Origin of the sequence: Nitrospira sp., from assembly GCA_024760545.1 — a bacterium.
Taxonomy (GTDB): domain Bacteria; phylum Nitrospirota; class Nitrospiria; order Nitrospirales; family Nitrospiraceae; genus Nitrospira_D.
Window position 1 is genome coordinate 29,107 of sequence record CP060502.1, and the last position, 13,640, is coordinate 42,746.

Annotated in this window: 13 protein-coding genes; 9 read left to right on the forward strand and 4 right to left on the reverse strand. The window is 54.8% G+C overall.

From position 1 onward, the window contains the following. Nucleotides 1–229 precede the first annotated feature (229 nt). The 3 genes from msrA to H8K03_21890 all read right to left on the reverse strand — a co-directional run bounded on the left by msrA (nt 230) and on the right by H8K03_21890 (nt 3,079). Nucleotides 230–739 (reverse strand): peptide-methionine (S)-S-oxide reductase MsrA, encoded by a 510-nt coding sequence (gene msrA, locus H8K03_21880; protein UVT22734.1) that lies wholly within the window; start codon nt 737–739, stop codon nt 230–232. Nucleotides 740–915: 176 nt separating this feature from the next. Then, a complete protein-coding gene (locus H8K03_21885; GenBank protein ID UVT22825.1) occupies nt 916–2,388 on the reverse strand; it encodes a YdiU family protein in 1,473 nt (490 codons plus the stop codon). Nucleotides 2,389–2,467: 79 nt separating this feature from the next. Beyond that, complete coding sequence (locus H8K03_21890; GenBank protein ID UVT22735.1) at nt 2,468–3,079, reverse strand: cytochrome P460 family protein; 612 nt, start codon at nt 3,077–3,079, stop codon at nt 2,468–2,470. 632 nt (nt 3,080–3,711) lie between these two features. On the opposite strand from H8K03_21890, the gene msrB reads away from it, so the two are divergent. After that, entirely contained in the window at nt 3,712–4,227 is a 516-nt protein-coding gene (gene msrB / locus H8K03_21895; protein ID UVT22736.1) for a peptide-methionine (R)-S-oxide reductase MsrB, read from the forward strand. A gap of 220 nt (nt 4,228–4,447) precedes the next feature. Further along, nucleotides 4,448–5,767 (forward strand): beta-propeller fold lactonase family protein, encoded by a 1,320-nt coding sequence (locus H8K03_21900; protein ID UVT22737.1) that lies wholly within the window; start codon nt 4,448–4,450, stop codon nt 5,765–5,767. Between the two features lie 184 nt (nt 5,768–5,951). On the opposite strand, the gene H8K03_21905 is transcribed toward H8K03_21900, so the two are convergent. Continuing rightward, complete coding sequence (locus H8K03_21905; GenBank protein ID UVT22738.1) at nt 5,952–6,692, reverse strand: Crp/Fnr family transcriptional regulator; 741 nt, start codon at nt 6,690–6,692, stop codon at nt 5,952–5,954. A gap of 204 nt (nt 6,693–6,896) precedes the next feature. Here H8K03_21905 and H8K03_21910 point away from each other — a divergent pair, with 204 nt between their 5' ends. The 7 genes from H8K03_21910 to H8K03_21940 all read left to right on the forward strand — a co-directional run bounded on the left by H8K03_21910 (nt 6,897) and on the right by H8K03_21940 (nt 13,608). Beyond that, entirely contained in the window at nt 6,897–7,466 is a 570-nt protein-coding gene (locus tag H8K03_21910) for a cytochrome P460 family protein (protein ID UVT22826.1), read from the forward strand. Nucleotides 7,467–7,550: 84 nt separating this feature from the next. Next, entirely contained in the window at nt 7,551–8,768 is a 1,218-nt protein-coding gene (locus H8K03_21915) for a hypothetical protein (protein UVT22739.1), read from the forward strand. Nucleotides 8,769–8,826: 58 nt separating this feature from the next. Then, nucleotides 8,827–9,942 carry a c-type cytochrome gene (locus tag H8K03_21920; GenBank protein ID UVT22740.1) on the forward strand — a complete coding sequence of 372 codons (1,116 nt, stop codon included), beginning with the start codon at nt 8,827–8,829 and terminating at the stop codon, nt 9,940–9,942. 163 nt (nt 9,943–10,105) lie between these two features. Then, entirely contained in the window at nt 10,106–10,729 is a 624-nt protein-coding gene (locus H8K03_21925) for a paraquat-inducible protein A (GenBank protein UVT22741.1), read from the forward strand. After that, nucleotides 10,726–11,364: a paraquat-inducible protein A gene (locus H8K03_21930; GenBank protein UVT22742.1), complete on the forward strand. Its 639-nt coding sequence runs from the start codon at nt 10,726–10,728 to the stop codon at nt 11,362–11,364. Before H8K03_21925 ends, H8K03_21930 begins: the two co-directional genes overlap by 4 nt. A 19-nt stretch (nt 11,365–11,383) precedes the next feature. Continuing rightward, nucleotides 11,384–12,997, forward strand: coding sequence for an MCE family protein (locus tag H8K03_21935; GenBank protein UVT22827.1), 1,614 nt, complete (start codon nt 11,384–11,386; stop codon nt 12,995–12,997). Further along, entirely contained in the window at nt 12,994–13,608 is a 615-nt protein-coding gene (locus H8K03_21940; protein ID UVT22743.1) for a membrane integrity-associated transporter subunit PqiC, read from the forward strand. Before H8K03_21935 ends, H8K03_21940 begins: the two co-directional genes overlap by 4 nt. The last annotated feature ends 32 nt before the right edge of the window (nt 13,609–13,640 follow it).

The following is a 13,640-nucleotide window of genomic DNA, read 5'->3' on the forward strand; positions in this document are numbered from 1 at the left end:
CTGTTGAGCCCGAGCACCTTCGACCTAAATCAGTCCTCAGGGTGATCGTTGATCTCCGTGGAACTTTCCATTTGTGGTCCTTCAGGGCCACCTCCCGATCATGATCGGCAATGGATGCGGAGCGTGCATTCGACACCCACCGGCGGATGCCCGGCCCTCTCAGGCTTCGGATAGAATGACTCGATGATTGCCGCAAGTCCCCTCACACGGAATGACATGATCCTTCTTATCAAGAAACCGCTCGAGGCGGTACCTTCCAATGAGATCTTGTAAAGTGGCACGTATATCCGTGGGGATTTCGCTCGAGATAATCCTGATGCCCAGGTTCCGCCACCCAAAATGGGCCTGCGGGCCGAACCTCTGTGACTACCTTGCCAGGCCAGACCCCCGATCTATTGACATCTGCAATCATTTCCTCCGCAACGCGACGTTGCACCTCTGACGTGTAGTAAATTCCCGATCGATACGACGGGCCTACATCGTTGCCCTGGCGATTCAACGTGGTGGGGTCGTGGATTTGAAAAAACACCTCAAGTAGACTGCGGAAAGTCAGCTTGCCAGGGTCAAACACCACTTCAATGGCTTCTGCGTGAGTTCCATGGTTACGGTAGGTGGCGTTCGGCACATCGCCGCCGCTATAGCCCACCCGAGTCGAGAGCACCCCTGGCAGCTTGCGAATGAGATCTTGCATGCCCCAGAAACAGCCGCCAGCTAGTATGGTCGTCTCCATCTGACTCATCTGATGCTCCTCATCTCTTTCAAGCAAACGTAAATTCGGCGTTCATTGCTCTAAGAGACTCAAATGATGAAGCATTGAAGTTTTGACGGTTTTGGCCTATCGAGAAACACATGACCATTCTGTACCCCACAGACATAACAGGTAGCATGGACTCCACCATAAAGAGAGCGCTGTCCTCACGTACCGCAGAACGTTTGATAACAGGCCGTCACTTCAGTAGGTGCGGGGGCGACATAGGCATGGAGCTCCGGATCTTCATCAAACGGTCGAGTCACGGCTTTCAACAGCCGATCGAATGGTGCAAGGTCAGCATGGTCTGTAGCAGCGGTCAGCGCTTCCTCAACACGATGATTCCGTGGAATGTACAGCGGGTTTGTGTGCCGCATAGATGCAGCCTGTGCCTCCGCTCCAACGCACTCACGATCAAGACGCATGCGCCACCGCTTCAGCCACAACGAGAGGACTGAAGGCTCATGAAACATGGCCTGAAGCGGACGGACGTTCCCCTCCGCTGCGTCGGCGAGGTATCGCCAGGCGAGCGTGTAATCGGCGCCTTGTGTGTGGAGCAATGCCAACCATTCCTCGGCGAGCGCGTCGTCCCCTTGCTCGCTCGTGGAAAGGCCGAGCTTCTTCCGAAGGCCTGTAAGCCAATAGTCGTGGTAGCGAGCCGGAAAAGTTTCCAGGACCTCGATGAGCGGGTGGACGACAGGTTTGCCGGAAACAGTATTCATCAACGGAGCAATGGCTTCGGCAAGACGTGCCAAATTCCATCGCAGGATGTGCGGCTGGTTGTGATAGGCATACCGACCCTGCGAGTCGATTGAACTAAACACCGCATGTGGGTCGTACGCCTCCATAAACGCACAGGGTCCGTAATCGATGGTCTCGCCGGAGATCGTCGTGTTGTCTGTATTCATCACGCCATGGATGAAACCGACCAACATCCAGCGAGCGACAAGACTCGCCTGTCGGTCAGCCACGGCCCGGAACCATTCCTGATACCGATGAGGATGGTCGGTGAGCTGAGGATCGTGCCGTCGGATCGCATAGTCCACGAGTCGTTGTACCTGGCGTGGTTCCTCACGCGCCGCGAAGAATTCAAAGGTGCCAATTCGCAGATGACTGGCCGCGACGCGGGTCAATATAGCCCCCGGCAACGGACGCTCACGAAAAACTGGTTCGCCTGTCCAGACCGCGGCGAGTGCGCGAGTGGTCGGAATACCCATGGCATGCATGAATTCTCCGATGAGGTATTCCCGGAGCACCGGGCCCACCGCCGCTTTCCCATCTCCACCGCGAGAAAAGGGGGTCGGCCCCGATCCTTTAAAGGCCAGATCTCTACGACGGCCGTCTTCCCCCAATACCTCACCCAGGAGCAAGGCCCGACCATCGCCGAGTTGTGGAGCGAAGTTCCCAAACTGATGGCCTGCGTAGGCTTGGGCAATAGGCGTTGCGCCGGCTGGAATTTCATTCCCGGAAAGTATTGCACTGCCCATTGGGCTATTCAGCACTTCCATCGACAGGTTCAACTGAACGCCTAGGTTCGTATTCAATCGAAGAAGCTTTGGCGAAGGGACCTTGGTAGGTTGCCAGGGAACATACGTGCCTTCGAGTTCCCTGGCATAGGTGTTGTCAAATTGAATGTGCACAATCATGAGGAAAATGGATGAGACATTGCCTTCCGCCAACCATCCTCTTGAGGGTCACGGCACGATCATCTGTCTTGAGCTATTGTTTTTGCAAAATAGGGTAGCCAAGGGTGTAGATCCATTTGTCCGCTTCTGCCGCATTGGCCGAAGCCATTCCTCGTGCAGGAATGTGGCAGGGAACACATTCGACTTTGTAGTTCTTCGTGACGGAGTGACCCATGTCGCCCTTATTAAAGAGACCCCAGGCCCACCCATCTCCCCATACCATGGAATCTTTATACCGTCCCTTTGTATCGCGCACGAGCACAAACCAACCTTTGAGAGTGGTGGCATGACCGACTGCGGGCCCCGTGGTCATCGCCATCGTTTCGGCATTTAAGAGTTCCTTCACCAACACCGCGCCGTCCGGGAACTGTCCCGTCTTCTTATAGTGGGCAATCGTTGATGGCTGCGTATACACCGTGTGATACTCGTGGAGGCCGGGCCCATTTTTTTCCAATTTCTCATCAGTGTTGGCGTGAGCCCAGGTACCGAGCGTGGGCCATTCTGTGTAGTTGTCTGGCACGCGCAAAGCTCCCGTGGCGACGTCGACGTTCGGTGCGAACGGTTTTTCTTGTTCTGCAATGGATAATCCGGTCAGCCCTATAGCCCCGCATGCAAGAAAAAGAACTCCGAAAAGTAGTCGATTCATGATTCCCACCTTTCATCAATAATGACTGTTAGCTCCATTCCGAACATACGAAATGGGAGAATGCCAACACAATTCTATTCTTTACTCTTTCGCTTTTCTGTCATCTAGACGACAAACCCGGTAGGTCTCTGGCAGGAATGATATCAAGTGCCGCAACCCCGGCAATATGTATTTCTCAGAAGACCTCAAGGTGACGTTCGGTGATATACCGCGTCCATTTTCCTGGAGATATCGTGCCCTGTTGTCTGGGTAACCCTCCTATCTAATCGAGAGCTCATCACATCTCAGCTTGGTGGTAGCCCTCAGGAGCAACTGGCTCGCCCTGCAGCAATACCCTGCAGTAATACAATGTCTTTATCCCAAGAGAGCCGTCACGCGCTGACGCGGGATGAGGGCATGATCGCAAACCCCTGATGTGCGCATATTGATCATGATGGTCATCTAGATGACAGACAGGTTCAAAGAAAATGACGTATGACAGTGCGCAGTCAGCCTAATAGTTGAGCTAGAGAATTGTGGCCGGAGCGACCAGGCCCATAGGAGAAAGGGCACATAGATCTGTGCGCTCTGATGTCCACTGGTAGAAGAAAGTACCGGAGGGTGTAACTCTCTGTACGACCAAGGGAGTATTCATGGAAGGACAGGAATATCACAAAGCACATGATGTGCCATCGATTGCCACCCTCACATGGAGTGAGGTGACGCACCTGGCCAAACACGGCAATCCATCCCCGCCCCGCCGTGTCGAGAAGACCGAGGCCCAGTGGCGTGAACTGCTGACCGACAAGCAATTTCGGATCACCCGTCTGAAGGGGACCGAACGGGCCCACAGCTCGGAGCTCTGCCAACTGTTTGAACCGGGCCGGTACGAGTGCCTTTGTTGCGGCACAGAGCTCTTTGATGCTACGACCAAGTATCAAAGCCATACGGGGTGGCCTAGTTTCACGCAGCCGGTCTCGCCAGGAGTCGTCGCCTATCATCAGGATACTAGCCACGGCACGCACCGAATCGAGGTGACCTGCAATGTGTGCGATGCGCACCTCGGCCATGTGTTCCCCGATGGACCAGAGCCGTCAGGGTTGCGATTTTGCATCAATGCCATCTCCCTGCACAAAATTTCTATGCGCGAGCGAGGCCGGCTCTTGTAGCAGATGAGGAAGTGCGTCCACACAACCGAAGCAGGCATTGAGGGTCGACTGATCGATGGCAGTAGCCATTGATTCCAGGAAAGGCCGAGAGTCGGCGGCCATCAGAAGAATGGCCCTGGTGGTCACATGTGGGTCATAGGGTGGCGCACAGGAAGAATGGCGATTTGAGGGACGACCGCATACACACAGGCATGATTCATTAATCAGAGGAGGTCTGAATATGACGACTCACCAGAACCAGTTTCTGTATATCCAAACAAACGACATCCGTGAGGGACAAAATGCGGTGTTGGGCTATAACCGAAACGATGATGGCACGCTGGATCCGTTGCCAGGAAATCCGTTCTATACAGGAGGCACGGGCATCAACAATGACACCCATGGCAAGCTCGGCCCACATGACAACGACACCCCGCTGATTGTCAGCCAGGACGGGAAGCGTCTCTTTACGGTCAACACACACAGCAATACCATTGCCGTCTTCGATATTCAGCCCGATGGATCGTTACGGCATGTGAAGGAATCGCCGTTTCCGTCGCACGGTGTCGCCCCCAATAGTCTCTCGCTCAGTGGCATGACGCTGCTCGTGTCAAACCGGAATGAGGACTATCACCAGATTGAGGCGTTGCGTGGTGCAGCGAAAGCCAGCTACGTCTCGTTCACTGTAGAAAACACCGGTGCGTTACGATTTGTATCCAAAATTGATGTCGAGGACTCACAGAAACCGACCCAAGTCTACGTTCCCCAGTCCAACCCCCAGGTTGGGTTTGGCAATGACTTTCAGGTCGATGTGGATTTCGACGGTGAAGGAACGAGATCGTTTCTGGCTGGCACCAAGCCGAGCGTGCAGGGGCAACTCCATGTCTTTCAGGTGGGGCGAGATGGCCGGCTCACTGAGCGAGGTCGTATGCAGTTACCCGAGACGAATGCCGGCTACAAGTACAAGGGCATGGACGGCGTTCCGTCGATGCCTTTAGGTATCTGGGCGCATCCGACAGAATCATTGCTGTATGTGGGCTTCGTGACGCGAAACGAGCTCGGTGTCTACCGTTTTACTCAGGACGGCGAAATGACGTTCTTGGGGTCTGTTGAAAATAGCGGTCAGGATATTTGCTGGTTGCTCACCAACAAAAAAGGGACGCGTCTCTATACGGTGAACAATCTTCCACGGTCTGACAAGGATGACAAAGCCCCCACAGTGAGCACCTACGACATTTCCGGCGTACACGCGGTGAAACCCGTTGAAATCAGCCGACTGCAACTTCCTCACCCAGGGGGGTGGTTTATCAATAATCGCATGTTTAGCCAGCCGGGAAGTACCGCGTTCCAATGTGCGCTGTCTCCAGAGGAGACGTTTCTCTACGTGATCTGCCAACGGATCAATCAAACTGATGAGAACAAGAGCGAAGAGGGCAATATCCTGCACAGCCTGCTCTTAGACAAAAATGGGATTCCATCGATTGCGCACTCACGGCATCTTAGCCAAGACGGGGTGCACTATCGTTCCCGCCCGCAGGGGATTGTGACGCTTAATCGCTAATGTTCCAAGTCCATGGCAACGCGGGAGTTCTCCACGTTGACAGCCGGGCAGACATGACCAGAAGCATCCATGGGCTTGGTATCGATAAGACGATGCAAAGGACGCTCTAACGCATGTTGAGGGGTTCACGAAGAGGAGTGCGTCCCACTCCACCATGGAATAGGCAGAAGGCGACGGGATGCGCCTATTTTGTTCTGGCGTACATGGGTGGGTACTGTGCCGGAGACGACCAAAGGCTGGTGTCACGTCCCTCGGCAACTCCTCCGACGATCTGCCTCAACGCATCCAGCGACCGAAGGCAGATGTAGGCCCGTGAATAGGCAATGACGTTCTGAGCACGAAGATCGTTCAGGATTGGCGTCACGTTTGATCGGGCAGCCAGAACGATCTCAGAGAGATCTTGATGCGTCAGCCGGATGTCAAGGGCATACCCTGAATGGTGTGGGCAGGGCTTTCCTCCAAAACACATGAGGTCAAGAAGTACCGCCACAATTCGCTTCTCTAGTGGTGCGATAAAGTGCCACTGGAGTCGACGATCAAGAAACTGAAACTGAAGAGCGTAAATCTCTAATAGTATCTGGCGTAGAGCCTCATCCTGGCGCACAGCTGTCTCTATGGCGACACGGTCCAGTTCGAGAACGTGGGTTTCTCCACTCGCAATGGCAACTCCGTTTTGGTCGAAACTCGCGGGACAGAACGGAAGGTCTCCAAAGATCGAGGCTTCCCCCAGCAGTGCACGAGTGGCATGGTGACCGTCTGCTTGGGTCGCTCCTAAGCGCACATATCCGGACTTGACGATATGCACTTTCCCCGGAATGAATGCCCCAGAGATCAGCGCCTTGTCCTTTAACACGTATCGCCGGGCAGTTCGGAGACGTCCTGCAACCATCAGAAAGTCTGTCGCCAGTGAGGCTGGGATTTGCATGTTAATAGGCGTTCAGTTTTGCAGCGAATGTTTGTGCAATTTTATTGTCGTTTTGTCATTCAGATGACAGTTCTTTGCCCGACGAACATGTACATGTAACGGCACGTTATATTCATCGTCTAATTTTAGGGAGGTTCTATGCACAAAACAAGTGGTACTCGAACTGTACGTATCGTCTTAGCAGCAAGTGTTGCGCTTGGAGGAATGCTGTGGTCAACCGTCGGCAGCCTCAGCTCTGCAACAGCTGGTGCTCCCCCCGGCGCTCCCCCGTCCACAATACCTGGTGCGATTGAGTACACCCCTGAGGGCAAAATGAAAAGGCCGCCATTTTCTGCCTTCCGGCATTGGGTGTACATTGGAACTCCTCTGACTCCGAACGATATGAACGATGGGAAGGCCAATTTCCCTGAGTTTCATAACGTCTACATGGATCCAGAGGGTTTTGCGTACTACGAAAAGAACGGTAAATATCGAGACGGCACCGCGATCGTGAAAGAATTGGTCAGCGTTGGTGCAAAAGAAGCGGCCAGCGGTGCAGGGTATTTCCAAGGGGAATTTATTGGACTTGAAGTTTCCGTTAAGGATTCCAAGCTCCACTCGAAAGATCCCGGTAACTGGGGCTTCTACAGCTTCGGCCATTCGTACCCACTGAAAGACGTGTCAAAGCCGAACAAAATCGACGAGTGCAATAAATGCCATGAGACGAATGCCGTGGACTTTGTGTTCTCGCAGTATTACCCAGTACTGCGCGCGGCTAATCCCATGAAAAAGTAACAATCTGCTTGATCTGGTAACCGATGACTATAAGTCATCGGTTATCCAGCTCCGCCAATTCTGTCATTTTCTTAAAGCGCGCCTATGAGATTGCCAATCAAACTCGTGCCGCCGTGTTTCTGCCTAGCATTTGTTTTTGGCATTAGCGGATGTCTTTCTCCTCTCGCAACCCATCGCGCCGTGCTTGAATATGACCGGACCGTCAGTTACGTCGAAGCAGATCTATTGCTGCTCAATATCGCACGTGCACGATACCATCGGCCGGTGCATTTCACGGCGGTGTCGAGTGTTGCCGCGACGTTCGATTTTCGAACAGACGCAGGGATTCGGGGAGGAATTGGGCATGCCGTCGATCCATCGAAATACCCACTCGGACTCGAATATGGCGTGAGTGTCGCGGAAAATCCTACGATCACCATTATCCCCATCACGGGTGAGGACTTTACTAGGCGCATCCTTCAACCGCTCAATGAAAATACATTGAAATCTTTGGCGCACCAAGGCTACGAGCTCAACATGCTGTTGCGTTTGATGGCTAGGGGGTTCTCGATCGACGAAGGCGATGGGAGGCGCTTATTGATTAACCGCCCCTCGGAAGGAGATGGCTTCATCGAATTTCGCCGTCGGGTGCTGCATTTAGCTAGCCTCGAGAAGAGCAGACAACTCTATGTAGAACCTTTGCTATTCAACGACACTCAAACTATGTACGTTCGTCCCCCGAACCCCCGTGAGATCGTCGAGGCGACAGAGAAAGGGTATCGTTGGGAGGTCAATGTCGAGACCGGCACGCATACTGTGTGGCGTCCAACGATCGGACGGCTGCTGATCTCCAACTACGACTCCAAGCGCCTGTCAAACGAGGAACGGAGGCAATTACATTTGGAGGCGCTCCAATATCCTGAAAGCCAGGTATTGGTCGATATTCGGCCTGGTTTTCCTGGTGGTGATTATCCGCTTCATGGCACGTTACTTCTGAGAAGCATCAATGCCATCGTTGGATTTGTCGGCCGGAATTTCGAGGAGGACCGCGAATTTGCCGTTACGCCTGATCCAAGAACCATTACACTCGTGCGCAATCCAACACACACGCTGGAAATTGTCGAATCGGCTAGTAAGCCTGGCGAGATCGAATTCGCCGTCTACTTTGAGGGGAAGTATTATTCGATAAAAAGGTACCCGGTCGAACAGAGGACGGAGTCCAATTGGAATCAAGAATCCTTCGCCGTGCTATCCCATCTCTTTCAGATGACTGTCACGGATTTGGGCAAAGTCCCAACTCCAGCGATTACCATTCAGAAATGACGGGGCGATATGTCTACCGAACGCTCGAGTCACAAATTATCTTCGGTCTAGATGAACAATGATTCAGAACGCGTTCTCGATGCTCATGGACATCCGACGACTCGTACCAAACCCTTCAGGGCGCCCCCTGTCCTTCGTGCTTGCACTCACGAGGGCTTTCATTGGTTGTGGGTTGTTCCTGCTCAGCGCGGACGTGATGGCGCTCGATCCTCTTCGCGCAACAGACAAAGAAATTCCCCATCTCCTCGGATTGGGCGATCCGAATGACTTTCTCCTAATTGAGAGTCGTCCCATCCAACAGTCCGTTGAACTCGGCCGGTTTCTGTTTTTCGACAAGCGACTCTCAGGAGATGGCACGATCGCCTGTAGTTCGTGTCATCTGCCCTCTCGCGCGTTTACCGATAGGAACGCTGTTCCAACCGGCATCAAAGGCCAGCGTGGCCATCGGAATGCCCCCACCATTGTGAATCGCCTGTACGGTCGGTCATTCTTTTGGGATGGACGAGCGCACACGCTTCCAGAACAGACACTTGAGCCTTTTCTCAGTCCGGTTGAACACGGGCTCTCTCAGCGCGACCTCCTCTCCATGATCAGGTCAATTCCAGGCTACCGCCGTCTGTTTCGCGAGGCATTCGGCACGGATGTGACCGAGGATGGCATTGCGACCGCCCTGACCCATTTCCAATGGACCATCCTCTCCGGTAACAGTCCCGTAGACCGATTCGATTATCGGGGGGATGCGACCGCCCTCCCTGCCGCCGCACAACGCGGGTTCCTCGTGTTTCGAGGCAAGGGCGGCTGTGTGCGATGCCACGCTGGCCCCAACTATACCGACGAGCAATACCACAATCTCGGAGTGGGTTGGGAGTCCTCTCACGTCGATCTCGGCCGCTATTCCGTGACCCGTCAGCCGGAAGATATCGGCGCGTTCAAGACACCGACGCTGCGAGAGGTCGCTCAGACTGCTCCCTACATGCACGATGGTCGATTCAAGACACTCAGAGAAGTGGTGAACTTTTACAATCACGGAGGGGTGAGCAACCCGCATCAGGATCCCATTATGCGACCTCTGTTTCTGAGTGACGACGAACGAGAAGACTTAGAAGCCTTTCTCAACAATCTGTCTGGCGAAGGATGGCAGCAGGCGGTTGCACCCCGTGTGTTCCCGAAGTAACGAGTTGCTTTCCCAGCATTCGCATTACAGGTCCGCGGAAGTTAAAGGTGTTTCAGATGTCTGTGGCAGGCGATTGTACCGTACGTTGTTTTTCTTTTGGCCGGGACCCGTATCACTACAACGGCTGGTCGAGGGGTACCAGACATGGGCGAGGGCTTCATTGATGAGACGTGCAGAACACCAGCCGACGACGGACCTGATCGCCTGCGACGAGTGCGACCTCCTCCAACGCCCGATCGCCCTTCCCGCCGGTGGGTGGGCGCTCTGCCGACGATGTGACGGTCCTCTGTATCGGTATACGCCCGGCAGTCTTGACCGGGCGCTCGCCTTCTCGATTGGTGCCGTCGTGATGTTTCTCATCGGTATCACGTCTCCGATCATGGAGCTGGAGATACAGGGGAATGTAACCTCTTCGAGCCTGTACACGGCGGTGCAACAACTCTGGAGTCAGGACCAGCACATCTTCTCGGTGCTCATCGCAGCTACCACCATGATCCTGCCTGTCTTCGAGTTAGCGGCCATGTTATCGGTGTTGCTTTCATTGCGAATCCGGCCAGCATCAACCTGGGTCCCCAGGCTACTACGATTGCTGACTCTAATACGACCATGGAGCATGGTCGAAATATTTTTCATGGGGGTACTCGTGGCTCTCGTCAAACTGGCGCACATGGCTGACATTGTAACCGGCGTGGCCCTGTGGGCATTGGGGGGGATGATGGTCTTGTTGGTTGCGGCAAGCGGGTCGTTTAATCTTCGGCATCTGTGGGAAGAGGTCTCCTCGCAATGACATCGTCACCGAGCACGGCAAAAGCACTCGGGCTGTACGCCTGTCACACTTGCGGTCTTGTTTCCAGACCAGCTCAAGAGGGCGCATCGTCTTGCCGTCGATGCGGCAGTCTGCTCCGTTTTCGAAAGACGAGCAGCATCGAACGGTCATTCGCCTATCTGCTCGCCGCCTATATTCTCTACATCCCGGCCAATATACTCCCGATTATGGAAACGCACTCCGTGTTGGGGAAAGAGGACAACACGATTGTCAGTGGAATCGTCTATCTGTGGCATTCTGGATCATGGCCGCTGGCCCTCGTCGTCTTCATTGCCAGCATCGTGGTTCCTGTTTTGAAACTCCTGGCGCTGACGCTCCTCGTGGCCACATCCCATTACCAATCTGCCTGGCGCCCCCTCGAACGGACGAAACTCTACCGCATCGTGGAACTGATCGGGCGCTGGTCCATGCTGGATGTGTATGTCGTCGCAATTCTGGCAGCGCTGGTGCAATTTCATCCGCTCGCAACAGTGACCCCTCGCATCGGGGCCGTCTACTTTGGTGGCGTGGTGGTGCTCAGCATGCTCTCCGCCATGGCTTTTGATCCTCGACTCATCTGGGATCCGACTCAGAAGGACCTTCGCACCCGTGAATGACAGACATACAGACGAACTGTTGAAAGTGGCAAGTGCCGTGGCCGCGCCGAAGGGGCGGTGGTCGCTTCATTTTGTGTGGCTGGTGCCGATCATCTCCATCCTGATCGGCGGCTGGATTGCAATCAAAGCCGTCCTCGAACAGGGACCGACGATCACCATCACCTTCAGAGCTGCGGAGGGCTTGGAACCTGGTAAGACGAAGATCAAGTACAAGAACGTCGACGTCGGAGAAGTGAGAACAATTACCATCAGCGAAGATCTCTCCCACGTCATTGTCACCGCGAACATGGTCAACAACTTTTCCATGCATCTCGTTGAGGACACGAGATTCTGGGTCGTCCGCACACGGGTGACCGGGGGACAGGTGACAGAGCTCGGCACGCTGTTCTCCGGATCGTACATTGGTCTGGATGTGGGGAGATCTCAAGCGTCTAGGAGGGAATTTGAAGGGCTTGAGGTCCCTCCAATTATCACTGGAGATGTCGCGGGCAGGCAATTTGTCTTACGAGGAACTGGCCAAGGCTCGCTCGATACCGGTACCCCCATCTACTTTCACCGAGTGCCCGTAGGAAAGGTGTTGTCCGCTGAGCTCGATACGGATGGAACCGCTGTGGTGACACGAATCTTTGTCGCCGCGCCCCATGATCGATACGTCACCACGAACACGAGGTTCTGGAACGCGAGTGGCGTGGACGTGACCGTTGACTCTGCCGGACTGAAGATGCGTACACAATCCCTCATCTCGATCTTGGTCGGTGGAATTGCCTTTGAGACCCCGCCGAATGCCTCGGTGACGCCGCAGGCTGCTGAAAACACAAATTTTGTGATGTACCCAGACCGGGACATGGCGATGAAACGACCAGATCAGGGTACGCTCAGATTCACAGTGTATTTTACGGAATCCTTGCGAGGACTGACCCTTGGGGCTCCGGTGGAACTCCATGGCCTCCCGGTCGGTGAAGTGACAAACATCGAAATGGACTACGACGACAAGGCCAGAACCTATCGGTTTCCTGTCGAGCTCGCGCTCTACCCCGATCAATTGGCGCGGCATGTCCAACCCGATGACATGAGGGGGGCCCACGCGGAGGCCCCCACGAGGCAGGAGATCGATGCGCTCGTCGCTCGTGGGCTACGGGCACAACTGACGACGGGCAGTCTCCTCACCGGACAGCTTTTCGTGGCACTCGACTTTTTTCATGATGCAACCAAAGCCTCGGTCAACTGGGGAAAAGTTCCTCCCGAGCTGCCGACGATTCCGAGTAGTCTTGCGAGCCTCCAGCATAACTTGTCCCACTTTGCACAGAAATTAGAGCGGCTGCCGGTGGATGAGCTCATGACGGATCTTCGTAAAACCCTCGGCTCCCTGCAGACAATGTTGCGGAGTACGGATGCGTTGGCGCAGCAGCTGGACAAACAGGTGGCGCCGAAGGCTGAGGAGGCATTGCAAGAGTTGCGGCGCACGCTGCTCGCCGCAGAACATCTTCTGGCGACCGATGCGCCCCTTCAGCAAGATGCTCGTGACGCGTTGCGTCAGCTGGGACGAGCATCTCAATCCCTTCACGAGCTGGCGGAATTTCTCGAACGCCACCCCGAATCCCTCATTCGTGGGAGAACAGAGGAGAGACCATGATCAGCTGCCTGGCCAGGCTCGCCATTGTCGGACTCGCAGGTCTCGTGTTGACGGTTGGCTGCGCACCGCCTGTCACCCTCAACCACTACATCCTCAACAGTCACACTGTCCGAGACCGTGGAGGTCCCCAGCCTGAGGCGTTCGCGCTGTCGATCGGCCTGAGACCAATTACGCTGCCGGACATGGTCGATCGCCCGCAGCTCGTGTTGCGCACAAGTGAGCATCGTGTGGTCCTCGCCGAGACACATCGCTGGGCTGGACCGCTTAAGGCAGAAATCGCGCGTGTCCTGGCCGATAATCTTGCCTATCTCCTGGGCACCCGGTCGATTTCTTCCTATCCCCAGCGTGGGGTCGAGCGCGCCGAGGTGAGGGTGTCGGTTGATGTTCAGCGTTTCGAATCGATCCTGGGAAAAACCGCAACGATCGACGCCATCTGGACGGTACAATGGACGGATGGAACGCAGCGGACCGATAGCGCGCATGTACAAGAAACGGTGTCTGACGAGAGCTACGACGCCCTGGTCGCCGCTCATAGTCGTGCATTGATGACCGTCAGTCAGGACATTGCCTCGACCATTCGAGGGGGTGGGGTCGCTGCCTCGCCTCGTTGATATCCACGGTATGGATATAAGAGAAAAAATCT